The organism is Actinopolyspora biskrensis (genome assembly GCF_013408175.1).
GTDB lineage: Bacteria > Actinomycetota > Actinomycetes > Mycobacteriales > Pseudonocardiaceae > Actinopolyspora > Actinopolyspora biskrensis.
Window position 1 is genome coordinate 1,117,325 of record NZ_JACBYW010000001.1, and the last position, 25,167, is coordinate 1,142,491.

21 protein-coding genes are annotated in these 25,167 nt (G+C 68.4%); 12 read left to right on the forward strand and 9 right to left on the reverse strand.

Translation table 11 applies throughout. The features are described from left to right. Nucleotides 1-70: 70 nt before the first annotated feature. A complete protein-coding gene (locus tag FHR84_RS04825) occupies nt 71-631 on the forward strand; it encodes a hypothetical protein (RefSeq protein WP_179534173.1) in 561 nt (186 codons plus the stop codon). After that, a complete protein-coding gene (locus tag FHR84_RS04830; protein ID WP_218861963.1) occupies nt 622-1,782 on the forward strand; it encodes an MAB_1171c family putative transporter in 1,161 nt (386 codons plus the stop codon). The genes FHR84_RS04825 and FHR84_RS04830 overlap by 10 nt, the downstream gene beginning before the upstream one ends. Here the strand turns inward: FHR84_RS04830 and FHR84_RS04835 are convergent. Then, a complete protein-coding gene (locus FHR84_RS04835; RefSeq protein WP_179534174.1) occupies nt 1,761-2,228 on the reverse strand; it encodes a helix-turn-helix domain-containing protein in 468 nt (155 codons plus the stop codon). The genes FHR84_RS04830 and FHR84_RS04835 overlap by 22 nt on opposite strands. Before the next feature lie 145 nt (nt 2,229-2,373). Here FHR84_RS04835 and FHR84_RS04840 point away from each other — a divergent pair, with 145 nt between their 5' ends. From FHR84_RS04840 to FHR84_RS04850, 3 genes are all read left to right on the forward strand, one after another. Further along, complete coding sequence (locus tag FHR84_RS04840) at nt 2,374-2,868, forward strand: GNAT family N-acetyltransferase (RefSeq protein WP_179534175.1); 495 nt, start codon at nt 2,374-2,376, stop codon at nt 2,866-2,868. A gap of 701 nt (nt 2,869-3,569) precedes the next feature. Further along, on the forward strand, nt 3,570-4,802 hold the full coding sequence (locus tag FHR84_RS04845; protein ID WP_179534176.1) for an MFS transporter: 1,233 nt from the start codon (nt 3,570-3,572) through the stop codon (nt 4,800-4,802). A 177-nt stretch (nt 4,803-4,979) separates the two neighbouring features. Then, a complete protein-coding gene (locus FHR84_RS04850) occupies nt 4,980-6,632 on the forward strand; it encodes an amidohydrolase (RefSeq protein WP_179534423.1) in 1,653 nt (550 codons plus the stop codon). 72 nt (nt 6,633-6,704) lie between these two features. Here FHR84_RS04850 and FHR84_RS04855 read toward each other — a convergent pair whose 3' ends face one another. Then, nucleotides 6,705-7,835 (reverse strand): carboxylate-amine ligase, encoded by a 1,131-nt coding sequence (locus FHR84_RS04855; protein WP_218861968.1) that lies wholly within the window; start codon nt 7,833-7,835, stop codon nt 6,705-6,707. Between the two features lie 137 nt (nt 7,836-7,972). On the opposite strand from FHR84_RS04855, the gene FHR84_RS04860 reads away from it, so the two are divergent. Further along, the gene (locus FHR84_RS04860) at nt 7,973-9,010 is read left to right on the forward strand and encodes an aldo/keto reductase (RefSeq protein WP_179534177.1); all 1,038 of its coding nucleotides are present in this window, start codon (nt 7,973-7,975) and stop codon (nt 9,008-9,010) included. 931 nt (nt 9,011-9,941) lie between these two features. On the opposite strand, the gene FHR84_RS04865 is transcribed toward FHR84_RS04860, so the two are convergent. The 4 genes from FHR84_RS04865 to FHR84_RS04880 form a co-directional block, all read right to left on the reverse strand. Beyond that, on the reverse strand, nt 9,942-10,265 hold the full coding sequence (locus tag FHR84_RS04865; protein ID WP_179534178.1) for a hypothetical protein: 324 nt from the start codon (nt 10,263-10,265) through the stop codon (nt 9,942-9,944). Between the two features lie 274 nt (nt 10,266-10,539). Further along, nucleotides 10,540-11,706, reverse strand: a complete 1,167-nt coding sequence (locus FHR84_RS04870) for a beta-1,3-glucanase family protein (protein WP_179534179.1) — start codon at nt 11,704-11,706, stop codon at nt 10,540-10,542. Nucleotides 11,707-12,054: 348 nt separating this feature from the next. Further along, a complete protein-coding gene (locus FHR84_RS04875; protein ID WP_179534180.1) occupies nt 12,055-12,993 on the reverse strand; it encodes an alpha/beta hydrolase in 939 nt (312 codons plus the stop codon). Then, nucleotides 12,990-13,547 carry a quercetin 2,3-dioxygenase gene (locus FHR84_RS04880; protein ID WP_179534181.1) on the reverse strand — a complete coding sequence of 186 codons (558 nt, stop codon included), beginning with the start codon at nt 13,545-13,547 and terminating at the stop codon, nt 12,990-12,992. The genes FHR84_RS04875 and FHR84_RS04880 overlap by 4 nt, the downstream gene beginning before the upstream one ends. A gap of 104 nt (nt 13,548-13,651) precedes the next feature. Here FHR84_RS04880 and FHR84_RS04885 point away from each other — a divergent pair, with 104 nt between their 5' ends. Further along, nucleotides 13,652-14,101, forward strand: coding sequence for a MarR family winged helix-turn-helix transcriptional regulator (locus tag FHR84_RS04885; protein ID WP_179534182.1), 450 nt, complete (start codon nt 13,652-13,654; stop codon nt 14,099-14,101). 293 nt (nt 14,102-14,394) lie between these two features. Continuing rightward, nucleotides 14,395-15,207 carry an IclR family transcriptional regulator gene (locus tag FHR84_RS04890; protein WP_179534183.1) on the forward strand — a complete coding sequence of 271 codons (813 nt, stop codon included), beginning with the start codon at nt 14,395-14,397 and terminating at the stop codon, nt 15,205-15,207. A gap of 210 nt (nt 15,208-15,417) precedes the next feature. On the opposite strand, the gene FHR84_RS04895 is transcribed toward FHR84_RS04890, so the two are convergent. After that, nucleotides 15,418-16,338 carry an SAM-dependent methyltransferase gene (locus FHR84_RS04895; RefSeq protein ID WP_179534184.1) on the reverse strand — a complete coding sequence of 307 codons (921 nt, stop codon included), beginning with the start codon at nt 16,336-16,338 and terminating at the stop codon, nt 15,418-15,420. A gap of 468 nt (nt 16,339-16,806) precedes the next feature. Here FHR84_RS04895 and FHR84_RS04900 point away from each other — a divergent pair, with 468 nt between their 5' ends. The 4 genes from FHR84_RS04900 (at nt 16,807) to FHR84_RS04915 (ending at nt 20,571) form a co-directional block, all read left to right on the forward strand. Next, on the forward strand, nt 16,807-17,478 hold the full coding sequence (locus FHR84_RS04900; protein ID WP_179534185.1) for a hypothetical protein: 672 nt from the start codon (nt 16,807-16,809) through the stop codon (nt 17,476-17,478). Nucleotides 17,479-17,544: 66 nt separating this feature from the next. Continuing rightward, nucleotides 17,545-18,828 (forward strand): FAD-dependent oxidoreductase, encoded by a 1,284-nt coding sequence (locus tag FHR84_RS04905; protein ID WP_179534186.1) that lies wholly within the window; start codon nt 17,545-17,547, stop codon nt 18,826-18,828. After that, nucleotides 18,818-19,591 carry a HisA/HisF-related TIM barrel protein gene (locus FHR84_RS04910; protein WP_179534187.1) on the forward strand — a complete coding sequence of 258 codons (774 nt, stop codon included), beginning with the start codon at nt 18,818-18,820 and terminating at the stop codon, nt 19,589-19,591. The genes FHR84_RS04905 and FHR84_RS04910 overlap by 11 nt, the downstream gene beginning before the upstream one ends. Nucleotides 19,592-19,596: 5 nt before the next feature. Beyond that, entirely contained in the window at nt 19,597-20,571 is a 975-nt protein-coding gene (locus FHR84_RS04915) for a zinc-dependent alcohol dehydrogenase family protein (RefSeq protein ID WP_179534188.1), read from the forward strand. Between the two features lie 90 nt (nt 20,572-20,661). Here FHR84_RS04915 and FHR84_RS04920 read toward each other — a convergent pair whose 3' ends face one another. Further along, nucleotides 20,662-21,936 (reverse strand): FAD-dependent oxidoreductase, encoded by a 1,275-nt coding sequence (locus FHR84_RS04920; RefSeq protein ID WP_179534189.1) that lies wholly within the window; start codon nt 21,934-21,936, stop codon nt 20,662-20,664. 12 nt (nt 21,937-21,948) lie between these two features. Then, nucleotides 21,949-25,032, reverse strand: a complete 3,084-nt coding sequence (locus tag FHR84_RS04925; protein ID WP_179534190.1) for a non-ribosomal peptide synthetase family protein — start codon at nt 25,030-25,032, stop codon at nt 21,949-21,951. Nucleotides 25,033-25,167 lie beyond the last annotated feature (135 nt).

Below are 25,167 nucleotides of genomic sequence, written 5' to 3' on the forward strand. Positions count from 1 at the left end.
TCGGAACGGTCCGCCGGACGATGTTCTTGCGCGGAATGATCACGCCATTAGACTTTCGCGCGGAGGTGTTATGTTCCCACGAATCGGAGGACCGCGGGAATGGTTGCTCCGGCGGAGATGCCGAGCTCTGTTGCGCGATCTGGACGTTCCTGTTCCGCTCGACGTCGGCGATCTCTGCCGTAGGCTGGGGGAGCAGCGCGGACGCCCCATCGAGCTCTACGAGTACCCGATCAAGGTTCCCGGCCCGTTCGGGCTCTGGTTCCGGCTGCGGGACCGCGACGCCATCTTCTACCAGCGGGAAAGTGTGCGCTGGCACCAGGACCACATCATTCTGCACGAGCTCGGCCACCTCCTCGGGGAGCATCCGAGCGATGCGGGGGTGCTGGACACGAACACGGAGGTGATCCGTAACGATCCTCCCACCGAACTGGACTGGGAGGAAGGAGACGAGGGCGGTGTGAGCCGGCGACGGCGCACCTGTTACGACGACCGATACGAACGCGAAGCGGAACTCTGTGCCACGATCATCCAGGAATGGGGTTCCGTGCTCACGGCGGATCCCGCGCCGGCAGACGACCCGGCGGAACGGCGGATCAGCCGGAGTTTGACTCACCACCAGGGATGGCGTTAGTGCTTTTCACCTTCACCCTGCTGTTATGGGCCGGCACCGCGCTCAAGGGGGTCCAGCTCCTGCGGGCACCCGACGACCGGTTGCTGCGCACGGTCGCGAGTGGTCTCGCGACGGCGGCCATCGCCTTCACCGTCGGGCGGCATCCCGTGGAGGCGTGGCTCGACGGCTTGTACCCGGGTATTCCCAGTCTCGTGCGCAACCTCGGAATGACCGCGGCCTTCTACCTCGTGCTCGCGTTCTTCGTCTACAGCACGAAACAGCACCGGCAAGCGGCCGGGGAGATGTTCCGCCACCGCGCGATCGTGGGTGGGCTGCTCGCGTTCGCCGTGCTCACGTGGGCACTGGCCCCCGCTGCCGTTCGCGCCGATCCGCGTGCCGCCTCCTACGAGGGGTTCGGGTACGCGACGGTGTTCCAGGCGCTGGCCGCGCTGGCCACGCTGTACAGCGTCTTCCACGCGCTTCGATACGGAGTGCGCCGTGCTCGCCGAGCACGGCGCAGGCACCTGCGGATCGGACTGTCCGTCCTGGTGGTCGGGCTGGTGGGCGCTCTGCTGGCGAACCTGCTGTCGGTGGCCATGACGCTGATGGGGCTCGTGCTGCCGCCGGAGGCCCCGGCCATGACGGCCGCGCAGCTGGCGTACGTGGTCGTGATCCTCTTCGGGATCCCGGGGGTGGCCTTCGGACTCGCTTATCCCATCGTGGCGGGAATGGCCGCCGCCACGCCCGTGTGGTGGCGGCACTGGAGGCAACACCGTGCGCTGCGTCCGCTGTGGCTCGAGATGAACCGGGCCTTCCCCGCGCTCACGCTGCGTCGGACGATCGGAGCGGTGCGCCCGTGGAGCATCCACGCCCGCAGGTATCGACGGGCCTGCGAGATCAGGGACGGTCTGGTGATGCTCGCTCCGTACTATCCCGCGGAGGAGCGGGAGGACGCGGAGGGAACGGCCACCACCGAGCGGTACGCCGCACGACTGCGCGAGGCGCTGCGAGCTCGTGCCGAAGCCGGTGCGGACGGCAGTGAACCCGTGGGAGGGACGATAACCACCCCCGCGCCCCGGAACGGACTCGGCGGTGGGATGGACGCCGACATCAGGTGGTTGGCCGAGCTGTCCACTGCGCTGCGCAGGGGTCAGGTCGTGGAGTCGGGCTGACCCCGTGTCGGGGCGTTGTCCTCCAGAACGTCGAGCATCGCCAGGATCTGACGCCGTGTCAGGGGGCTGGCGTCCCCCGCGCGCAGCGCGATCGCGCGAACGTCCTGGTCGATGAGCCTTTCGCGTAGTGTTTCGTCGCCGGTCCCGTGGGTCTCGCTGTCGTCTCCCGCCAGGAAGCTCACGGTGACCGGCGCGGTGTCCGACTCCCGGTGATCGTTGAAAAAACCGGCCAGCGCGGTCAGGACGTTCAGTCCGGGGTTGGTGTTGCGTCCGTTGCGCAGACCGTCGATGTAGCTTCGGGACAGCCCCGTCCGCTCGCCGACGTAGAGGTTCGAGAATCGACGACGACGCCCCGAGTCGTCCACATAGGTGACTTCGTCGAAGAGTCTGCGGAGTCGGGACACGAACACGGAGGAGCCGTGCTCGTCGGCATGTTGCCTGCGCATTCGGCCTCCCGAGTTGTCCGGACCTTTCGGGAGCACTATATCTAGCCCGCGCTGTCCACGACACCGGGCACCGCGGCACCGGACGGCGGTGGTTCCCCGGTCTTCACCGGGTTGTCGTCCGGGCCGGAGGGTACCGTCCTCGTGTATGTCCGTTCCCCATGTGAAGAGCCGTGTCTGCTCGAGCACGGACGCCGCGGAGACGGCCGGACTGCTGGACCGTTCTCGGCGTGAGCTCGACGAGTACACTCCCGGAGCCGAGGTGCTGGCCGAGCGGGCGCGTGAGCACATCACCTGTGGGCTCAGCGTTTTCGTGCTGACCGGTCCGCCGCGGACCGGCGTCGCTCAGCTGCGCTTCCGTGCCGGTTTGTACACCGGGAAACCGCTGTGCACGTTGGAGGAGCTCTACGTGGTCCCGGAGTCCCGGGGACTGGGCCTCGGTCGTGCGGTGCTGGAGGCGGCCCTGGAGCTGGCACGTGAGCGCGGGGCGGGCACGATGGAGTTGGGCACCGCGGTCGGCGACACCGCGGCACGCGGGTTCTACGAGAGCCTCGGGTACACCGACCTTGAGAAACCGGGGCGTCCCGGCACGCGGATGCTCTGCTACGAGCGAGAGCTCGGGGGAGACGCGGAAGGTCGTTAGGCGTGCCGTTCGGTTCCGCGGATCCAACGGGAGTGCGCTCACCGTCTCGCTCGGCCGCAGCCGACCGCACGAACCGGCCGTTCCGGGCGGGAGTCGTGCGTTCCGTTGCGGGATGTTCGGACTTCTGCGTCGAAAAGTGGGCAAACCGCGAGCCCGCACCGACGCTGACACCGCTCCTCGTGCTTGAGGAGTGAGAGCACGTTTCCACCCCGGACGGACCGTACCGGCACGGGACTCTTCCCCGGTCGGACGAGTCGGGGTTCGGAGCCGGGAATGCTCGGGTCCTGACGGATCCGCGCGGTGGTGTGCTGTCCGCCGCGTCGGGAACCCGTCCGACGGGACTCTCCGCCTCCTCCCCGCCGTCCGGCCTCCACCGTGCCCGTTGTGCGTTCGTACCGCTGTCGTCGCTGTCGTGGTGCGATCGGCCAATTATCCTCTGGAGTGCTCTGGACCACACTGCTCGGAGTTCTCGTAGTCGAAGCGTGCCCGGCACGCGGCGAACGGAGGCTCGTGGTGCGGCTCGATGTCAGCGCAACTCTCCGAAGCGGATCGCCGGGTGCTCGTTCCGTCTCGTCCCGCGGAGTCGGGATCCGGTTCGGCGATCCCGTGTTCCCGCCCGAACGACGGAGCGCTCCCCGCGCCCCCGCGACGGTCCGGCCCAGCGAGTCCCTGCGCCTCCGACGATTCGGGGAGTGGTTCCGGTGACCGCGCGCACCGAGTCGTTCACGGCCGTCGAGAAAGGACGGGTCACGGCGCGCTTCGCCTCGCTGACGACGGTCTCGCTGGTCGCCACGGCTGCCGTCCAGCTGGTGCCGTTCGTGAGCCCGGTGATCATGTCCTCCCTGCGGGAGGAGCTGGGGGTCTCGCCCGTCGCCGCCAGCACGCTGGTGACCGCGATGCTGCTGTGCAGCGCGGTGACTCCCACCCTGTTCGTCGGACGCGCTGCCCGCCCGCGGCGTTACAGGCTGGCCGGGAGCGGTCTGGCACTCGCGTGCGTCGGTTTCGGCAGCGCCGCGTTCGCCCCGAACTTCGTCACGGTCGTGATCGCGACCGTGCTGGCAGCTGTCTGCGCCGGAGCGACGAACGCGGCGGGCTCGGCCGCTGTGGCCGCGTTCGACGACGGTGAACGCGCTGCCGGAGTGGTCTCGGCGGGAGCGAATCTGCTGGCCGCTGTGCTGCTGGGGGTGCTCACCTTCCTCGACAGCGGTCTGCTGCCCGTCTTCGGCGCGTTGGCGGTTTTCAACGGGTGCTGTGCCCTGCTGACGTGGTGGTTGCCGGACGCCCCGGGGACGGCTGAGGACGACGGCGCGCGGACTTCGGTGCGGCGGGGCGGACTCGCCTCGAGCGGGTTGCGGGCATCCGGGGTGGTGCTGACCTGCTGTGCCTTTCTCTGGGGAGTCACGCAGGACGTGCTCCTGTCGCTGTCCGGGGACATCGGGATCGGGCGGACCGGCATCGGCGGCAACACCTTCGAGGTCGTGCTGAGCGTCGCCCGGGTGGCCTCGATCGTCGGGATCGTGCTCGCGGCCCTGGCCGGTAGTCGGGTGCGGCGGGTACCCGCGTTGGTCGCGGTGTTCCTCGTGGACGCGGCGATGCAGCTGGTGGTGTTCACCACCGGCTCGCCGCTGTGGTTCGCGGTGTCTTTGGTGTGCTGGAACGTCGCCTACACGGTCGGTCTGATCTACGTCTTCGCCCTGGGGGCGAGCCTGGACGTGGCCGGAAGGTGGGTCGTGATGGTGACGAGCGGTTGGATGCTCGGGACCTCCCTGGCTCCCGTGGTCGGGCGCGTCCTGGCCGAACGGCTGGGGTTCGTCGCGTTGGGCGGCTTCGTGAGCGCCTGCTGCGTTGCGGTCCTGATCGTGTTGTGCGTGATCGCCCGCCGTGCGGCGCGGCAACAGGCCGGACAGGCCGTCGCATCCCGCGAGGGCGGTTGACAGCGGGGGGCGCCCTTCGTGCGACGAGTTCGGAACGACGGTTCCGCGGGGAACGCATCGCTCTCACCGCACGGGCCCCGGAGTTCTCGTCCGCCCGCCGAGGTGAGCTCGTTCCCCGAAGATCGGGCCGGTCGGTTCGTCCCGATCGTTCCCGGCGAAGAACAGGAGGTAGTGACGATGGTGGATCGCCCGGTGCTCTACAGGAACGGACAGTTGTTCACCGCCGATCCCGAACAACCGTGGGCGAGTGCCCTGGTCGTTCGGGGCGAGCACTTCGCGCACGTCGGTACCGAGGCCGAGGCGCGCGCCCACGCGGGTCCGGAGGCGCTCGAAGTCGATCTGGAGGGCAGTGCGGTGCTGCCCGGATTCGTGGACGGGCACACCCACGTGCTGGCCACCGGGGAGACCCGGATGGGGGTGCTGCTCACCGACGCGGCGGATCTGCACGAGATCCGGCGGCGGGTGAGCGGTTGGGTGGGTGAGCACCCCGAGGCGGAACGCGTGCTGGGGCACGGTTGGTTGTTCGGATCCGTTCCCGACGGCAAACCCACCCGGTGGATGCTCGACGAAGTGGTCCCGGATCGTCCCGTCTACCTCGAGGCCAACGACAACCACTCGGTGTGGGTCAACAGCTCCGCGCTGGCCGAGCTCGGCATCACCGGGGACACTCCCGATCCGACCGGGGGCAGGATCGCTCGTGATCCGGAGACCGGTGAGCCGACGGGGCATCTCGAGGAGACCGCGCTGCACAACCTCGTGCGTCCCTTCCTCGACGGGGTCACCGCCGACGCCGACCGGGACCGCGCGCTGGACACCGCCGTTGGGGAGTACCTGTCCGCCGGGGTCACCGGCGTGGTGGACATGGCCGTGGACGAGCCCGCTCTCGCGGCCATGGTCCGGGCCGAGCGAACGAACCGTCTCCCGCTGCGGATCGCGGGGCATTGGCTCGTGCGCCGCAGTGATGATCCGCGGGAGCACTTCTCCCAGATCGAGCGGGCCGCCGAGCTCGCCGAGACCCACTGTTCGGGCAGACTGCGCGTGGTCGGGGTGAAGTTCCTCGTCGACGGGGTCATAGACGGTTGTACCGCCGCCATGCTCGAACCGTACGCCGACGGAGGAAACGCCGACCCCATCTGGGACTTCGAAGTGCTGGCTCCGGCGGTGGCGGCAGCCGACGCGGCCGGACTCCAGGTAGCCGTGCACGCGATCGGGGACGCCGCGGTACGGATCGCCCTCGACGCCTTCGAGCACGCCGCGCGGGTCAACGGAGCACGTCCGCGGCGTCACAGGATCGAACACCTCGAATGCGTGGCTCCGGAGGACGTCGCCAGGTTGGCCGAACTCGGGGTTGTCGCCTCGATGCAACCGGTCCACTCCGACCCGGCCATCAGGGGCAACTGGGCCGCCGTGCTCGGTGACGTGCGTGCCGAACGCGGATTCGCCTGGCCAGCGATGACCGGCAACGGGGCTCGACTCGTCTTCGGCACCGACGCGCCCACCGCGCCGCACCCGCCGTTGCCGAACATGTTCGTCGCGAGTACCCGACGTTCCGCCATGAGCCCCGAGCTGCCCGCGCTGCAACCGCATCTGGCCGTGCCCGTGGCGCGGGCCATCGAGCACGCCACGGCGGATGCCGCGTGGTCCTGCCACGCGGACACCGAGCGGGGGCGCCTTCGTTCGGGTTTTCTGGCCGACTTCGTCGTGCTCGATCGGAACCCGTGCACCGCGGAGGACCCGGAGGAGCTGCTGCGAACACGGGTTCTGCGCACCGTGTTGGGCGGGCGCTCCGTCTGGCGGTGGCCCGGCGGGCGCGGTCGGGATGAGTGCTGAGGGAAGCGGTGGACCACGCGTGGTGGCCGGGGTGCTCCGCCTCCGGAGCGCCGGGCTCCGGGGAGCTGGCGCTCACCCCTCGGTGGTCGTCACCGTGGCGGCCTCCAGCACGTCGCGCAGGCTGTTCCGGCTTTGGAAGGCCGCGCGTTGCATGCTCGCGTTCGTCCCCGTGTGAAGCAGGTGCGTGACCTGCTCACGCACCGCTTCGCGGTCGCCGTGCTCGCGCAGCGTCGGATCGAGGTAGTCCAGCATGCGGTGCACCTGCTTCGCGGCCGGGTGCGCCCGTGCCGCGACCGGGTCGACCAGGTCGCCGGAAAGTCCGGAGCGGGCCGCTCGCCAGCGGGCGGCGCACTCCAGCTCCGGCGTGGTCCGCGGCAAGGGGATCCCGTCGCGTTCCTCGGCCACGCAGCGGGCGGTCAACGCCCGCGCCAGCCCCGCCAGCATCACGGTCTGCTCCGCCCGCGGAACCACGTCACATATCCGGAACTCCACGGTGGAGAGGTGCTCGGAGGGGCGGATGTCCCAGTAGAGCATCCCGCGGTCCTGCAACACCCCGACGTCGACCAGGTGCTGCGTCGACTCCACGTACTCCTCGTAGGATCCGCACACCCCCGGCATTCCCGAGCTGGGCCACTGCCACCAGATCTGTGCGCGGTAGCTGTCGTAGTTGGTGTCCTCGCCCCGCCAGAACGGCGAGTTCGCCGAGAGCGCCAGCAACGTCGCCATCCACGGCCGCGCCCGGTTCATCACGGCCACGGCGAGGTCGGGATCGTTCACCCCCACGTGGATGTGACAGCCGCACACCACCTGTTCGCGGGCCACCACACCGAAGCGGGCGACCATTTCCTCGTAACGTTGTTTCGGGGTGATCAGGGAGCGGTACGAATCGGGGTAGGTGCCGCTGGCCACCAGGCGTTCCCCGCGCCTGTCCGCGGTGTCGACGAGGTCGTTTCGCAGCCGGGTCAGCGCCGCGCGCAGCTCTCCGAGATCGGAGCAGACCGGGGTGGAAAGCTCGACCTGGGAGGACAGCAGTTCCGGGTCCACCTGCCCCGGACCGGTGACTCCCGACCGCTCGTGGGCCATCTGCGGTCCCGAGTCGGACGGTTTTCCGGTGGTGGAATCGACGAGATGGAACTCCTCTTCCACCCCCAGGGTGCGTTTCTCGGCCACGGCATCACTCCCGGCGAGGGTGTTCCTCTCCATCCTTGCCGAGTGTTCGCCACAGCGCCAAGCCGATCCCCGTGGGAAGGTGCTCCGGGCGGTGGGGAGTGTGGCAACGTGACCGTGTGTTGCTCGGTCGCTGCCGAGCACGCCGAACGCAGCGGGAGGAGGAGCCGAACGTGGAATACCGTCAGCTGGGACGTTCCGGACTTCGGGTGTCGACGTTGACGCTGGGCACCATGACCTTCGGCGGGGAGGGCATCTTCGGCAACCTGGGGGACACCGATCTCTCGGGGGCCAGGCGGCAGATCGACATGTGCCTGGAGGCCGGGGTGAACCTCATCGACACGGCGAACATGTACTCCACGGGAACGGCCGAGGAGATCGTCGGGGCAGCCCTCGGGGACAGGAGGGACGACGTGCTGATCTCGACCAAGGTGCGCATGGCGATGGGGGACGGGCCGAACGACGCGGGGCTGTCCCGGCAGCACATCGTCCGCCAGGCGGAGGCGAGCCTGCGCAGGCTGGGGACCGATCACATCGACCTGTACCACGTGCACGAGTGGGACGGGCAGACACCGCTGGAGGAGACGCTCGAAGCGCTGGACACACTGGTGCGTTCCGGCAAGGTCCGGTACCTGGGGGTGTCGAACTACGCGGGTTGGCAGCTGATGAAGGCGTTGGCCACCGCGGACCGGCACGGTTACCAGCGTTTCGTGGCCAACCAGATCTACTACTCCCTGGAAAGCCGCGACGCCGAGTACGAGCTGGTCCCGGCCTCGGTGGACCAGGGGCTGGGGATCCTGGTGTGGAGCCCGCTGGCCGGTGGTCTGCTCTCCGGAAAGTACCGGCGCGGGCAGCGGAGCTCGGAGGGCAGGCACCTCACCGAGTGGAGCGAACCGCCCGTGCGGGACGAGAACAAGCTCTACGACACGATCGAGGAAGTCGTGGACATCGCGCAGGCGCACGGCGCCTCACCCGCGCAGATCGCGCTGGCCTACCTGCTGCGCAAGCCCGCCGTGTCCTCGCTGGTCATCGGGGCGCGCAAGGACGAGCAGCTGCGGGACAACCTGGGTGCCGCCGAGATAAGCCTCTCGGACGAGGAGTTCGACAGGCTCGACGAGATCAGCGCGCCGTGGTTGATCTACCCCCACTGGCACCAGGCCAGCCTGGCGGTGGATCGTTTCGGTTCGGCCGATCGGGCGCTGCACGGCTGATCGAGGTTTTCCGCTCGCTCGCGTCGCAGGGGACGCCTGGCGGACCCCTCGCGGTCTCGTGAGCGGGTGCTCCGCCGTCGGGTAGCGGGGCCCTGCACGACGTCGGGGCCGTGGCCGCGAGAGCACCACGGGAGAGCCCGCGGTGGTGCGCGCTGCTCGGTGGTTGGTGCGTTGCGGCGCTGCCGTGCCGAAGAAGACCCCTGAACCGACGAACGACTCGACCGGAGAACGTCAGTGAGCCCCACGGTTCGCGGTTCCCGCGGAAGCGGTGCCGTTCTCGCCCCGCGCTCCGGGGCTTCCCCGGCGGCGGGGCGCTCGGTCCCCGACGGTGCTCGGGCGTGTTCGCGGTGCTCACGGGGTGGGCGGTTTCGGCCAGGCGACTTCGGCGAGCCGTTCGGCGTATCCGCAGACGACGTCCTCGTCGTCGGTTTCGGGCAGGGCCAGCTGTATTTCGGCGATCTCCACCGTTCGCCGTGGTGTGCTGGTCCCGTCGAACTCGAGGTGGGAGGTCCGGGCCGTGCAGTATGCGAGCCCGTCGTCCCCCCGACCCGGAAGACGGGCAGGATCGCCGACTGCCTGCCCGCGATGGTGGTTTTCCGTCTCCCGTATCCCTCGGCCTCCGGACCCGGGCCGAATCCGGTTCGGACCGACAGGTACGCGCCCTCCCACACGTCGGGAGGTGTGCTCCACTGGCACAGTTGCCCGTCGGGGTACTCCGTTTTCCCGCTCGACTCGAGCGCGGGGATCGCGGTCACCTCCTCCCGGGGGACGAGTGGGCAGGTCTCCATCGACTGCAGTGAGTTCGCTTCCGGTTCCCGGTGTTCGACGGCTCCTTCGCGTACCGTTTGCACGACCGTTTCCATGGCCGCCTCGGCCACGGTGCACGGATCCGTCTTTCCGGTGTGCTCACCCCGGGAGTCGACGCTGACGGTCAGCGTGAGTTCGTCTCGGGACGGTCCTCGAGCCGTTCGAGCAGCCCGATGTCGACTCCCAGGTCCGCGCCCTCGTCGAGCTCGAGTTCGATCGCGCACTGCCCGAACGAGAAAAAGCTTCGGTTCTCGGGGGATTTCGTCGGCTCTCCGGATTCGGACAGTGCTCCGGGGTCGGTCATGCCGCACGGGTCGTAGGTGGACAGGTCCCCCAGTGCCCCCTCGGCCGTGCCCGCCTGCGCTCCTCCGACGACACCACACCCGCTCGCCGATGTCGTCACGACCGCACAGGCCACCACGAATCGTTTCCACCCGAGCCCGGCCATGCTGCTCCTCCCGATCGGCCCTGATTCCGAAAGAGAGTCTCATGCCGTATCGGTGGGTGGGGGCCGCGGATTTCGGTGCCGGGTTCGTCCGGTTCGGTGGTTGTGCTGCTGCGCTCGGCCTGGCGGGGGCCTCGTCGGTCGAACGGGTGCTGCCCGAGTCGGCGTGGTGTCTGCGGGCACGAAGGGTGATGGGCGGGTTCCGCACCATCTTCCCGTCAGGGGACCGCCCCTCGGACGGGGCCCGACGCGGCCCGTCCGAGGGGCGGCCGAGGGGTTACCAGGGAGTGAGGGTGAGCGTCACCGAGGTGGGAGCGGTGTCCTCGACGTAGGGGGCGAAACCGGCGACGTCGTCGAACGCGAAGCCGTAAGCCTTGCCGTCGACGGTGTTGGCGTGCATCACCTTCGCGTAGTGGTTGGTGATGTCGGTCCCGTAGAAGTCCCCCGCGTTGCTCGCGGGCTGATCGGTGACGTTGTGCAGGGCGGAACGGTTGAGGCCCGCACCGAGGATGGCGGCGACCGGTCCTCTGGGGGAGGCTCCGGCTGCCAGCGCGCCGTCGCAGAACAGCACGTCGCGGGTGCTGGGACGGCCGAACTCCCCGACGTCCCCGTCGAAGACGAACTTGTCGCCGGAGACGCTGCCGGTGTAGACCCCGGTTCCGATGTCCACGCTCATGCTCGTCGAGCGGTACTGCTCCCACACCCGGTCGACGTAGGAATCGAAGTAGGTCTCGGAGAAGTTGCCCAGGTCGAGCGCGTGTCCGGGGGCGACTATGCGGCGGTCGCCCTGTTGCAGGTTCTCGAAACCGGGAACGGAGGTGATCTCGGAGAAGATTCGCTGCCTTCCGCCGGAGGGGATCGTCCCCGTCGTCTGGTCCCGCGCACCGACCAGGTGGATGGCCGAGGGCACGCTGAACATGTCCACCATGGTGGTGTTGCAGTGCATGCCTCTGTCGTTGAGGGTGAATTCGAAGGTGTCGTGCAGTACCCCGTTGCTCGCGTCGCTGGGAACCCAGCCCGCGGGGTACTGCAGCGCGGGTTCTCCCGTGCCGCTCTCGACGACCTTGAACTTCAGCTCACCGTCCAGGGCGAAGTAGATCCGGCCGGACATGGGGGGTATTGAGAGGTTGGTGTTCCCGTTGCTGTTGAGCGGGATGCCGTAGTGGGCGTAGCCGTCCGACCCGTTGTCGGACATGGAGACGGGGACCAGCTCACCGTCCGCGGTGACGTGGCACTGCTGATTCGCCGAGTTGACTCCGACGATGTAGAGCGTGATCGACGTGTTGGCGAAGTCGCCGGTGTTGTTGACCACCGTCAGCGGCAGTGACGCGGCGGCGGGGCGCAGGCCGCTGGAGCGGGGGGTCGCGGACGCGGCCGCCCCGAGAGCCGGTACGGCGAGCGCGGCGGTCGACAGTCCTCCGAGGAAGGATCTCCTGTTGAACACGGTGTCTCCTTTGGGGGCCGTGTGTCGGGTACGACCCGAAGGGGTCCAGACCAGTCTGGTGGCGACCTGACCGATCAAGCATTCCGCTGTTTTCCCGTATTCGGTGAACCGTTCGGCGGTGTTGTCGACGATTCCGGCGTTGTTCTTCCGATGGGGCCGGACGATTCGTGCCGGGGTGATCGGCGTGATTTCCGGTGGAGAGGAGTTCGCCGCGCTTTCGTGGGGAGCCGGGTTTTTGGGATGAACGGGAAAATTCCCGCGGTTTCCCCGGGGCCGAGGCGTTTCTCCCGTGGTGCTCACGACGCGCTCCGCTGTGGAGGCGCTTTCCGGACCGGCCGGAGGGGTTGTTCACGGTTCGGCCGTCGAGCCGGGGGGACGATGCGCCGTCGTCCGGGAGTCCGTGCGGGGCACGAGACGTTCGGCGAAGCGCAGCGAGTGTTCGAAGATGTTCTCCACCAGCGAATCGGACGCTCCGCGCCAGACGTGATCGGTTTCCGGAACCGTCCACAGTTCGACTCGTGCCCCGGTCGACTCCAGGGAGGCGGCCAGGTCCGTGCTGTGTGAGCACGCCACCACGGTGTCCTGCTCGCCGTGGACGAGCAGGAAAGGTGGAGCGCTCGCGTGGGTGTGTGCGACGGGGCTGGCCGCGCGGGCCCGTGCGGGAGCGGACGCGGGGGCGGAGCCGAGCAGCCGGGCTTCGGGGGTGTTCGGGTCGTGCGGTGAGTAGCCCGGGCGGGCAGCGCCCAGGTCACTGGGCCCGTACCACACGACGGCTCCGGTCAGCGGCGGATCAGCGTGTGTGAGGGTCAGCAGCGCGGCCAGGTGCCCACCGGCCGACTCGCCCCACGCCACGGTCCGCGCGGTGTCGATGCCGAGCTCCCCGGAGCGGAGTCCGAGCCACCGCAGCGCGGAACGCAGGTCGTCCAGCTGGGCGGGGAAGACGGCTTCGCCGCTGAGCCGGTAATCCACGCAGGCGACGGCGAACCCCGCCGCCGCGATGCGGGCGAACGGCGTGGGCGACCAGTCGCGCGTGCGCACTCCCATGTCGTCGCGCCGTCCGCGCTGCCATCCGCCTCCGTGGACGAACAACACCAGCGGCAGTGGCTCGTCCGGGCGGCGGGGCAGCCACAGGTCGAGTTCCGGTGGCCGTGTGCCTTCCGGCTCGGCGTAGGGCACGGCGCGCAGCAGGCGTACATCCGGCTCCGGGAAGGCCTGCGGGGGCAGGGCGGCCTCGTCCGGGTGCGGAGCGGCGATCGAGTTCCGCGGTGCCGGCTCGGTCCCGTTCAACGCGTGTCCCAGCGGTGGTCGGGCAGGAAGCGCACGTCGTAGCGGTGGCCCACCTCGTCGAGTCGTTCCGCGGGGGGAACGACGGGGTCGTGGGGAAGCCCGCGCTGTTCGGTGGGTGCGCCGAGGTTCTCGAAGAACCTCTCGAAGGTTCCCGCGGGGCCCGCGGCGACGCCGACGACCTGGCTGTGGTGCCGCTCCATGCGGTAGGCGTGCGGGCAGTTCTTGGGAACGAACCCGAAGTCGCCCGGTGTCAGCAGTTTCTCCTGCTGGTCGCCCTCGGTGTCCTCGACGAACAGGCGCACGGCTCCCGCCGTGACGTAGAAGACCTCGTAGGTGTCGGGGTGCACGTGAGCCGGGATGATGTCCCCTCTGGGACCTTCGCAGGTGAAGAAGTTGAAGGTGTTCTCGGTCTGCTCGCCGCCCGCGTAGATGGTGAACAGGTCGCCGAACAGGTGCGCGCGGTCGCCTTCGCCCTTTTCCAGGAAGTAGGGCTTGCCCGGTTCGGGTGGGATGCCCGAGGCATGCCGGTGGCGGGTGGCGTACTCGATGGTCATGGTCCTCCTCGGGAACGAAGGTATTTGTCAGGTAGCCTGACATAAGTCATGGTGGTCCGGCAAATACCCGGACACCGCTTTCGTCGGCTCGTCGTGAGGAACGGATGCACACCACCGGCCGCAATCTCCCCGGGCTGCTCGGCGAAGCCCGGCGCTGGTTCGAGGAGGCGCTGCTGCGAGCTCTGGAGAAGAGCGGGGAGGTGCCCGTCTCGCCACCCCAGGTCCAGCTCTTCGCCGTGCTCGACGAGCAGGGCGCCACGGTCTCCGAACTGGCACAGCGGACGGGGGTTACCAGGCAGACGGCGCACCAGGCGGTGCACGGGCTGGTGGACGCCGGGCTGCTGGAGCAGTGCCCGCACCCGAGTTCAGCCCGGCAGCGGCTGATCCGCCGTACCCGGGAGGGGGAACGCGTGCACCGCAGGGCGAGCTCGATCCTCGCGGAGCTGGAGGAGCGACTCGCCGAGCGGATCGGTCGCCGAAGCGTCGACGCGTTGCGGGACGCCCTGGAAACCCCCTGGGGGGATCCCCCGTCGGTGGAACCTCCCGCGGAGTAGGGCGGTGTGGGACAGGCCGGGGGCGAAGTCGTGTTGTCGTCCCCGGCTGCCGACCTGGTGCGGGCAACAGGTGCGGAGCCGCCGAAATCCGGCTGGGGCCTGGTTCGAACCTCCGGAGGCACCGCGGACGTGGAGTCCGGGGGTGTCAATCCGATGTCAGCGTCGTGTCAGCCGGGGGTGAGACCGTGCGGGAAAGGTGCTCGGATCACCTGGGCCGCGAAACTCCGGGAGTTTCGAAACGTGGTTTCGGAGTGCGCCCCGCGTGTCCTCCAGCGGATTGAAGTGGGTGGGAGATGACCGGTGAAACGGGTGAACGGACAAGCGATTCGTCCGCGTGCTCGGAGTTGCGTGTCATCGACAGGACTTTCGAGCTTCTGCGCATCCTGAACAGCGAGAGTTTTCCGTTGACCCTCAAGGAGCTTTCCGACTATTCCGGAATACCCAAATCGAGTACGCACAGGCTGCTCAACGCACTGGTGGGCAAGTCGTTGGTCCAGCGCATCGGTGACGCCTACCAGGCCGATCACGGTGTGGTCGGATTCGGGGGAGCTGACGGCCGCGTAGACGTTTTACGAGCACACCTTTCCCGGTGCGTCGCGTGGCTGTGCGAGACAACCGGCTACACGGCGGAGCTCTCGGTGATGATCGGTGCGGAGAACGTGGTGCTGTGCCGTGTCGGAGCGCCCGGCCGGGTCTGGCGCGTTCCGGTTCGCTTCGACCGGGCGCCCGCGCACACCACCGCGTCCGGAAAAGTCCTGTTGGCCCATGACCGCGATACGTCCGAGCGCTACATCAGGACCGGGTATTTTCACGCGACGGAACCGGATTCGGGGATCTCCTCCGTACGCCTGTTGCGGGAGTTCGACGAGGTGCGGCGAGAGATGATCGCCTTCAGCGAGTCACCGTCACCGGCAGTGCGTTCTGCGGCCGTACCGGTCTGGGGCGACTCGGCGTCTCCGGCCGCTGCGTTGTCGCTCGTGTCGGATCGGTCGAGTTTCAGGGACGTGCTCGCCAGACAGGCGTTGCTGGGGATGAGCCGACGCGGTGGCGAGCTCCTGAGGCGACGCGGTGGTTCGCTCGTCGACGAGCGATGCTTGCGCGGTTGATGAGCCGTTGCCCCCGTCCGGTCAGTACCGATCTCCGAACGCGGAGTCCGAACGGTCACGGTGGTTCCGTTCGCCGAGCGGGGGCGACCGGAGCGAGAGCGGGAAATCGGAGAGGGGGCCGGAAGCGAGGAGGTGCCACCCGGTGCTCACACCACGGCCGTGAGGATACGGTGCGCTTGCAGGGCAATACCGCGTGACGGGCGGGAGAACTCAGTCGTTCCGCTCCGCGACTATGCTGTGAGCCGCCGCTTGGCCGCGTAGCATCATGATCGACAGGTGGACGGCGGCCGATCTGAGTTCCTCCAGAGTCCCCGTGACTCCTTCCGGGAAATGGGTTTCTATGTTGGAGCGCAGCTCCAGGAGCCAATGCGCGACGTCGGTGTTGGACGGTAGGATCCGCTGGTCGCGTACGGTGAATCCGTTGTCGTTCAACACGCGGGTGAAGTACTCGGGGCTCTTCTGGTACCTCAGTTCGAAGGGATCGCTCGTGTCGTCGGTGATGGCTGCCGCGGAAGCGTCGGCGTTCTCGTAGAGGGTGTCCGATATGACGAGCAGCCCTCCGGGGGCCACTCGATCGGCCAAAGCGGAGACGGAGGCCTCGTAGAGCTCGTAGGAGAAGTGGGTGGTGACCCCGCGAATCACCACCAGGTCGTAGGGATCGTCCGGATCCGGGAGCAGGCGCACGTCACGCGCGTTGCACAGGTAGAGGTTCGTGCGGTCCTTCAGGCCTCGTTCGCCCAGGTAGGTTCCACAGTGGTCCAGCTGGCTGCGGCTGATGTTCGCTCCGTCGAGGCGGGGGCACTCCGGGAACCACCGGGCCAGGCGTTGCAGCAGGAAACCCCAGCCACAGCCGAGATCGAGAATCCGTCGTGGAGCCACCACATGCGACGCGGTCGATTCGGCCAGTTCGAGCTGGCGGTCGAAGAAGCGGGTTCCCGCTTCGTCCAGCGATACCGGGCGCGGCGACTCCGGATGGTCGAAGACCCCCCATTCGAACAAGAGGTACTCCCCGAGCACCTTGCGCCACGTTTGCAGGTCGTACTCGTAGGCGGCGACGAGTCCGTCCTGTTGAGGGTCTTCCGTCGAACCCCGGACGACGACGGGTTCGATCTTTTCCTCCGCTGTGGACATGGGTCCTCCAGATTCCGTGGATCGTAGCTGTGTGCGACAGCGGTCCGCTGCGGTGAGAACGGAAAACGAGTGTCGCGGTCGTGATCAGAGGTGCGGAGCCGTGCCGCGGAACCTCTCGTTCCGGACGGTCGGCATGATGTGATGGTTACAGGGGCGCATTGTTGCTCCCGGTTCGCGGTGAATAAATAGTCCGAACGAGTGTTATTGATTTTGGTGCGAACTTCGGTGTGGATCGTCCCCGTGGATGTTCCCGGAGAGGATTTCCGAGGAGAACCGCGCTTTCCGGGTCGAAACCGGATCGGGTCAGCGCCGTGTCAGCGCCGTGTCAGCGCCGTGCGGGACAAAAGGGTGTGGAAATTCCCTCCGAGAGGGCGGATTTGATTCGTTCGATTCCCCGCGCCGGTTCGGAGGGAGAAAGTGGTCAACCTAGCAGGAACGTCTCGACACGGTTCGGACCGGGAGGATCCCATGGCCGGGAACACGACAACCGACGCGGAGAGGCTCGTGGAGCGCGTGCGGACGCTGAGGACGGAACAACCGGTGGGCAACGCCCTGCTGGACCGGTTGCGCGACGACACGCTCACCGTTGAGCACCTCAAGCGCTTCGTCGCGGTGGAGGAGAAGGCCCACCACGCCGAACTCGCGGTTTACGGGTTGTTCATGACTCGTTTCCCGTACCGGCCGGCGGTGGACTTCTACGCGAAGCTGAGCGAACTCATAGCCGGAGCGCAGCCGAAGCTGCTCGAGTGCGCCGGCGCTCTGGGGATGGACGAGGGAGACATGCTCCGCTGGCCGCCGCAGGCGGAGACCTACGCCTTCAACAGCACGTTGTCGTGGATCGCCCTCACCGGGAGTCAGGCGAGTGGTGCGCTGGCTCTGCACACCGACATGACGATCTACTTCTCGGGGTGCGCCGACATCGCTGCCGGTGTGCGGCAGAAGGGGATACCGGTCCCCGAGGAGTTCTTCACCTACTACGACGGGGGCCACTCCGACGAACTCATGCGTCAGGCCCTCGAAACCGTCCAGGACGGCCTGAACAGAGGGGACGATCCGGACGAAGCGGTGTTCCGCGCGCGTCTCCTCGAGGAGAGCATAGGCGGGTTCTGGCGCGCTGCCGCGAACACTCGCGCCGAATGAATCGAATCGGACCCGTGCGGGTCCGGAGCAACAGGAATTTTCGTGTCGTCCGTGAGGAGTTCGCCGTTGAGAATAGGAATAGTGGGTGGAGGAATGGCGGGTCTGGTGACCGCCTGGTTGATCGACGGCACCCACGAAGCGGTCGTGTTCGAGGCCCGGGAACGAATCGGGGGTAACGCTCGTTCGGTTTCCGTCCACCTCGGGGGTGAGCCGGTCTGGTTCGATCTGGGGACCCAGGAGATCTCCGAAGAGGAGTATCCGCTCAATTCGCGTCTGATGCGCTTCCACGGGTTCCGGAAACGGGACCTGGTGGAGGTGCCCGGGTCCCGTACCGTGCTTCGCGAGGACGGGGAGGACCCGCTGCTGGTCGGCCCTCACGGGCCGAACGCGGGATGGACGAGAAGCGAAGTGCTGGGTGAGCACTGGGAACGACTGGCCGCGTTCCTCCGGCACGCGTGGCGATGGGACGAGGAGGAGCTCGACTGGGAGATTCCGCTCGTCGACATGATGGACTCCCTCGAGGTGCCGGAGGGAGAACCGAGGGACCTGCTGTGCGCGCTGCCCGCCGCGCTGTTCGGATGCGACCTGAGGGAGGCCGGGCGCTTGTCCGCCCGGGCGGCCACGGCTCCCTTCCTGGGTGGGGACGACCGCGAGCGGGCTCCCGCGACGGAGAACCTCCGTGGTGGATTGGAAAGCCTGGCCTGGGCACTGGCCACCGATCTGCGTCTCGCCGAGATCCGTCCGGGGACAGGGATCATCGGTGTCCGCGCACGTGGTTCCGGATACGAACTGGTCGACACCGCCGGAGAGGTCACGGAGGTCGACGCCGTCGTCCTCGCCGTCCCGCCCCCGGTGGCGGCCGGGATCGTGGCCGCGCTCGACGACAGTTCCGAACTGCGCCGAACGTTGGGGGCCTTTCCGTACCGTGAGGTCTCCTACGCACTGCACCGGGATCCCTCCTACATGCCCGAGAAGCTCGAACACTGGTCGACGAACAACGTCACCATCGGCCAGGGGTGGAGCGAGAGCACCACCTGGTACGGGGCGGTGCACGGGATGGACGTCTTCAAGAGCCAGGTGACCAGGCGGACGGTGCGGCCGCGACGAGTGCTGGCGCGGGAAACCTTCGAGCAGCTGATTCCCACTCCGGAGGTTTTCCGGGCGCAGGCGCGCCTCTCCGAGTTCCAGGGATGCGGGGGGCTGTACTTCGCCGGGCACTACACGGCCGGCATCGATTCGCAGGAGACGACGGTGGAGTCGGCCTCCCGGGTCGCGCGGATGCTCGCTCCGCGAAGCCCGCGGGTGACCGCACTGCTCGACACGGAGGAGGAACCCGCCGATGTCCGATGACGGCAGCGTGGTGGAAGTCTTGGTCCCGTGCGTGGATGTCACGGACGGGAGGGCGGTCGATCCAGTGCGGTTCTCCGGAATCCGGGATCCGCACGATCCCGCCGAGATCGCTCGTTGGTACGCGGCCCACGGCGTCAGCCGGATCTTCTTCGACGTCCTCGACGACTGGGACGGTATCCACACGGTTTCTCCCCTCGTCTCCTCGCTGCGCGGCTCCGGTGTTTCGGTGCTGATGTCCGTCGGGAACGGTAGGTTGCGATCGGTCTCCGCCGCGGAGCGGCTGCTGGACGAGGGCGTTTCGGCGCTGTCGGTCAGCACCGATGCCGTGGAGAACCCCTCCGTGGTCGAGCGGCTCGCGCGGACCGTGGAGGAGGGGCGGATCATGGGAGCGGTCAACGCCGGAGAGGGGCCGCTCGGTCCGTGGTCGGCGTATGTCCACGGCGGTCGCACCGCGGCCGGTGAGGAGGCGCCCGCTTTCGCGCGCAGGTTGGCGGAGCTGGGAGCGAGGCTGATTCTGGCCAACAGCGCGGACCGCGAGGGCACGGGGCTGGGATACGATCACGCGCTCACCCGTGCCGTGGCAGGAGCCTCCGGGGTACCGGTGATCGCCTCCGGTGGCTGCGGCCGCGTCGACCATCTCGTCGAGGCGCTGGAGTCCGGCACGGCCGACTACGTGCTGGCGAACAAGGCACTGCACCGTGGTGATCTGCCGTTGCACGAACTGCTCGGACGATCGGCCGAGCGAGAGAACCCGTCGAGGTGAACGTCTTGCGTGCCGTTGTTTTCCACCAGCACGGCGCTCCGGAAGAGGTGTTGGAGACCGTCTCCGAGGTCCCCGCGCCCCTTCCGGGGCCGGGACAGGTGCGGGTCCGGCTGCACGCGCGTCCCGTCAACCCGTCCGATCTGCTCTACGTCGAGGGACGTTACGGCCGGAGAGCCGGGCAGTTCCCGGCAGCGGCCGGTTTCGAGGCCTCCGGCACGGTCGACTCCGTCGGTGACGGCTTGTCCGTGGCCACCGGGACGAAGGTCGCGGTGGCCGTCGACGGTACGTGGAGGGAGTACGTGCTGGCCGGGCCCGAGGACCTGATGAGAGTTCCGGATCACCTTCCGCACACCGTGGCCTGCCAGGCCACGGTCAATCCGGCCACCGCGCTGCTGCTGACGGACATGCTGGCGCTGGGGCCGGGAAAGTGGTTGGTGCACACCGCCGCCGCCTCCGCGGTGGGCAGGATGGTGCTGTCGTTGGCCGGGCGGTCCGGAATTCGTTGCGTTTGTGTGGTCCGAGGAGGCGAGCACGTCGACGAGCTCCTGCGGCTCGGGGCGGACGCCGTGGTCGACAGTTCGGAGGAGCACATCGAGGAGGCCGTTCGCGAACACACCGGTGGGGGAGCCGACGCGGCTCTGGACGCCGTTGGCGGCGATGTGGGCACAGAAGTCCTGAAGTCCCTGCGCGGTGGAGGAGTGTTCGTCTCGTACGGCCTGCTGTCCGGCCGGCCGCTTCGAGTCGAACCGAGCAGTCTGGTCTTCGACGACGTCCGGCTGACGGGGTTCTGGTTGCCGCTTCGACTGAGCGGTCTGGCCGAATCGGAGCGGCAGCGGCTGAACGAGCGCGCCGTCGAGCTGCTGTGCGATCCACGTTGTCGTCCGGATGTGGCCGAACGGTTCGACCTGGCCGAGGTCGACCGGGCGGTCGATCGTGCCGGGTGGGGGCAGCCCGGTGGAAAGATCGTGCTGACCGGCTGAGACGGCAGCGGCGCGCTCCGGGAGGTGGTCCCGGCCCGTTCTCGCCGGGGTGCCTGCCGCGCGCGCCGTGCGCGTGTGGCTTTCCGGGAGTCATCGTTCGTCGTCCAGTGCCTTGATCCGTTGCGCCGACGGCAGAATTCGCCTGGCCGTGGCGACTGCGGAACGCACCGCGCTTTCCTGGCTGTCCACGTCCACGGTCCAGCTACCCGCGCAGTGCAGGCCGTCGTTTCCCTGGATCTCTTCCAAAACGGCCTGGGCCCGCATGTTCCGGACCGTGGGAACCGGGTGATGGTACTCGCGTGCGGTGACGAGTTCCGTGGGCAACCGGTCCCGGTGGGTGAGCCAGCTCTTGAACACTTGGGCGCCGGTGATCGGCCCGTACCACGTCGACGTCTCCGCCCACCTCGTGCCGCGGTGCCGTTCGGAGACCGTGATGTTGTTCGTCGACCGGAGTCCCGGTTCGGAGGGCACGTAGGTCGGGTCACGGTGCACTCCCACCACGGAACGGACGAAGTCGAAACGCCGCAGTACCCCGTCGAGTTCCGGGTCGGCCGAGTCCGCCGCCAGTCGTCGTGCCGTGTCAGGTGGGGTGGCGAACACCACGTGGTCGACGGTTTCGGTTCCGCCGGTGCTGTCCGTGATCTCGTGTCCGTGCTCCGTACGTCGCATCCGGGTGACGGAGGCTCCCTTCCGGATCCGCGTGTTCCGCAACCGTTCGGCCAGGGAATCGGCGAGTCCGCCGAGTCCGCCGTCGAGATTGCGCCACGGTGGGGGCTGTCCAGGGGACTCGGGGGAGTTGCGAACCAGGAACGCCACCGCGGCCCGGAAGGACAGATCGCGCGTCGCCTCGAGCGAACAGCCGACGAAGGACGCCAGCAGCGGGTAGACGGCCTCACGCTTGAACCGGTCGGGGATGTCGAGTGGTTCGACGATCTCGCCCACCGGGGTGTACCAGGCGTCGGGGTCTTGCTCGAGTTCGGCGGCCCTGGCGAGGAAGGTGTTCAGGTGGCCCAGGTCGGCGTTGCCCGCCGCGCCCGTGGGCTGGGGTCGCAGCCTCGGATGCGGGGTCGTGACCACCGGGGCCGTCCCCGACGTCACGGTGACGCTCAACGGGGACTCGATCAGCCCCTCGTCCAGGCCGAGGCGGCGCAGCAGCCGCGTGTGCACGGGAAAGGCGTCGGGGGCGAGGTGTTGCGCCCCCAGATCGGCGAACCCGTCGTCGACGGGGACCGACTCGGCGTGGCCGCCGAGCCGGTGCTCCCGTTCGAGAAGGGTGATCGCGTCGATGCCCGCTCCGACCGACTCGTCGAGCAGCCACGCTGTGGTGAGACCGGCGATGCCGCCACCGATGATGCCCACACGCACGGGGCTCTCCTTTCACCGCTGCTTGAGAGCGGGGTTGAGAAAACCGGAGGTTTCGAATTGGTCGAGGTACAGATCGAGCAGACGTTCGTCCACCGGCGGGAAAGCTACTTCGGAGTCGGCCAGCGCTCGTGTGAGGTTCTCGCGGCCGAAGGTGGGGAAGGTGTCGGCGAAGTACATCTCCTTGACCGACATGTCCCCGGTGTTGGCCGAATCCGCGAACACCGGGATGAACGGTGCCAGCGGGTGGTCCGGCTCGGTGGCGGCCAGCTCGGCCATCTCGGTGACCCAGTGGTCGTAGGGCACCTTCCGCACCGGGTAGCCACGTGCCCGGAGTCGCTCGACGAGCAGCCCGAGCCGGGCGTCGTTCGGATTCGTCAGGTGGTAGACGTGTCCGCGCGGTGGTTCGTGGGTGATCAGGTGCACCAGCGCCTCCGCGGCGACGTCCACGGGGACGAAGTCCAGCGGCAGCGCCACGTCCGGAGCCACACCGGTTTCCGCGATCGTCCGGAACAGCGCGCACATCATCGTCTCCGTGTTCCAGATGCCCTCGTGGCTCGTTCCCGTTATCTCGTACGGGCGGTGCGTGCTGACGGGGAGTCCGCGTTCGGAGGCCCGCCGGAACAGCCACTCGGCGACCCACTTGGTCTCCTGGTAGCCCATGGAGAGTTTTTCCGGGTGGGCCGGTGGCGCGTCCTCGGAGACGTGAGGCACCCCGGCCACCCCGTTGCCGACGATGGTGGTGATCGAGGAGACGTAGTGGACCGGTTTGAGCCTGCGGGTGGTGGCCAGCCGGATCACCTCGTGGCTTCCGCCGACGTTGGCGCCACGCATGTTCGAGTACGGGAAGACGAAGTTGACGTGCGAGCCGTTGTGCACCACGAGGTCGATCCGCTCGGCGAGCTCGTCGAAACGTTCGCCGACCCCCAGTGCGGGCCGGGCCAGGTCGCCGACCACGGGAACCACCCTGTGGCGGACGTTGTCGAAGGACAGCCCGTAGCGGCGCATGTTGGCCGCGATCCGGGTGCGGGCGTCCTGATCGTCCTCGGCGCGCGTCAGGCAGAACACCGTCGCACGGGTGTGGCGGACGAGCCGGTCGACCAGAAAAGCCCCGAGGAACCCGGTCGCGCCGGTGAGCAGCACCGTGCCGGGATCGTTCCGGTTCTCCACGGGAGGAGCGTCGAATCGCAGCGCCGGGTCCAGTCGCGTTTCGGCCCAGAAGTCGACGGTCTCGTTCGCGACGGGGGCGGTGCCCGCGGGCAGCTCGTCCACGTGTCGCGCGAATTCGCGCAGAGTCGGCGAGGACAGCAGGCATCGGATCAGGAAGCGTCCGTGCGCCGCCGGGATGTCCCAGTGCTCCTCCAGCCGCACCACCATCCGGGTGGTGTGCAGTGAGCGACCGCCGAGGGCGAAGAAGTCGTCCTCGCGGTCGACGGCGGGGAGCTCGAGCAGTTCGCACCAGATCGAGGCCACGACCCGTTCGGTCTCGGTTTCGGGTGGGGTCCGGATCTCCACGTGCCGGTGGTCGGGGTCGGGCAGCCGGGACCGGTCGACCTTTCCGCTGGGAGTGAGCGGGAAGGACTCCACCACGCGCACCGCGTCCGGGACCATGAACAGCGGGAGGCGGTCACGCGCGTAGCTGCGTACGCGTTCGGCGAGTTCGTCCTCCTGCCCACTGTTCTCGTTGCGCGCGGAAGCCACCCAGGCGACCACGTGTCGGTCCCCGGAACCGGACCGGTGTGCTTCGACCACGGCCTGGTCCACAGCGGGGTGGACGGCCAGGGTGGACTCGATCTCGCCCAGTTCCACGCGGAAACCGCGGATCTTCACCTGCCGGTCGTTCCGGCCGAGGTACTCGAGCACGCCGTCCGCGCGCCACCGAGCCCGGTCGCCGGTGCGGTACAGCAGCGCCCCGGGGTCTTCCGAGAACGGGTCGGGAACGAACCGCTCCCGGGTGAGTTCGGGGGCGCCGTAGTACCCGGTGGCCACCCCGTCACCGCCGACGCACAGCTCCCCCTCCTCGCCGATGTCGGCGAGTCCGAGGTCCGGACGCAGCACGTAGGCCGTCGAATTGCTGACCGGTCGGCCGATCGGCACGGTCTCGGCGTCCTCGTCGAGCCGTCGCAGCTCGTACAAGGTGGAGATGACCGAGTTCTCGGTGGGTCCGTACCCGTTGATGAAGTGCGTCGGAGGGGCCTGATCGAGAACTTTCCGAGCGACGTTCGGGTTCATCGCCTCGCCCCCGACGAGCAGGTAACGCAACGGGCCGAACATCCCGGGGCGTCGTGGTGCCACTTCGTGGAAAACCCCCGTGCTCAGGAACGTCACGGTGGCGCGTTCGGACTCGACGAGCGCGGCCAGGGCATCGGGGGAGAGCAGGGTCTCGGTGCTGACGAACACCAGCCGGGAGCCGTTGAGCAAGGCTCCGAAGATCTCCCAGCACGAGATGTCGAAGCACAGGTTGATGGTCGACAACACCGTGTCCTCGGTCCCGAATCCGACGTGGTCGGTTCCGCGTACCAGCCGTACCGCTCCCCGGTGGGGGACCGCCACGGCCTTGGGCTGTCCCGAAGATCCGGAGGTGAAGATCACGTAGGCGAGGTCCGTGGCCGACCGTTCGGGCGTGTCCGGAGGTTCGGGAGCGGTGTCGTCGAGCCGCACCGGTGCGGCGATCCGGTCGGGACCGATCCTGGGGTGGGTTGCCCGCGTCGTCAGCACCACACGGATCCCGACCTGCTCGCACATGCTCCGCAGCCGCTCGTCGGGGTGGTCCGGATCCAGTGGTACGTACGCGGCACCGGCCTTCAGGACCGCCATGATGCCGGCGACGGCCTCGGCGGAGGACTTGATCAGCACACCGACCAGGTCGCCCGGGCGGACCCCGGCGGAGACCAGCTTCGCGGCGAGCGCGTTCGCCGCGGTGTCCAGACCGCCGTAGGTCAGCGCGTCCTCCCCGCTGCCCACGGCGGTGGCCTGCGGACGAGCGCGGGCCTGTTCCTCGAACAGGTGGTGAATCAGCGCTTCTCGCGGGTAGTCGGTCGCGGTCGTGTTCCACTCCGCGACACGGTTCTCGAGCGTGCTCGACGCTTCGATCGTCAACTCCTCGCCTCCTCGTTCACGATGGCGGCGCTGTCGAGCCGGTTCGGCGGTACGACACGGTCGGAAGCCGCCTGCCCGGACTCGTGACCTCCTCGGGTCCTTCAGCACCGTGATTTCACGGAGCGCTGACGCATC

Excerpts from the sequence above, each read along its gene's own strand:
- FHR84_RS04830 (WP_218861963.1), top strand. The coding sequence starts at position 622 with ATGGCGTTAGTGCTTTTCACCTTCACCCTGCTGTTATGGGCCGGCACC.
- FHR84_RS04900 (WP_179534185.1), top strand. The coding sequence starts at position 16,807 with ATGGCCGGGAACACGACAACCGACGCGGAGAGGCTCGTGGAGCGCGTG.
- FHR84_RS04880 (WP_179534181.1), bottom strand. The coding sequence starts at position 13,547 with ATGACCATCGAGTACGCCACCCGCCACCGGCATGCCTCGGGCATCCCA.
- FHR84_RS04910 (WP_179534187.1), top strand. The coding sequence starts at position 18,818 with ATGTCCGATGACGGCAGCGTGGTGGAAGTCTTGGTCCCGTGCGTGGAT.
- FHR84_RS04885 (WP_179534182.1), top strand. The coding sequence starts at position 13,652 with ATGCACACCACCGGCCGCAATCTCCCCGGGCTGCTCGGCGAAGCCCGG.
- FHR84_RS04825 (WP_179534173.1), top strand. The coding sequence starts at position 71 with ATGTTCCCACGAATCGGAGGACCGCGGGAATGGTTGCTCCGGCGGAGA.
- FHR84_RS04865 (WP_179534178.1), bottom strand. The coding sequence starts at position 10,265 with ATGGCCGGGCTCGGGTGGAAACGATTCGTGGTGGCCTGTGCGGTCGTG.
- FHR84_RS04855 (WP_218861968.1), bottom strand. The coding sequence starts at position 7,835 with ATGGAGAGGAACACCCTCGCCGGGAGTGATGCCGTGGCCGAGAAACGC.
- FHR84_RS04835 (WP_179534174.1), bottom strand. The coding sequence starts at position 2,228 with ATGCGCAGGCAACATGCCGACGAGCACGGCTCCTCCGTGTTCGTGTCC.
- FHR84_RS04840 (WP_179534175.1), top strand. The coding sequence starts at position 2,374 with ATGTCCGTTCCCCATGTGAAGAGCCGTGTCTGCTCGAGCACGGACGCC.
- FHR84_RS04850 (WP_179534423.1), top strand. The coding sequence starts at position 4,980 with ATGGTGGATCGCCCGGTGCTCTACAGGAACGGACAGTTGTTCACCGCC.
- FHR84_RS04890 (WP_179534183.1), top strand. The coding sequence starts at position 14,395 with ATGACCGGTGAAACGGGTGAACGGACAAGCGATTCGTCCGCGTGCTCG.
- FHR84_RS04895 (WP_179534184.1), bottom strand. The coding sequence starts at position 16,338 with ATGTCCACAGCGGAGGAAAAGATCGAACCCGTCGTCGTCCGGGGTTCG.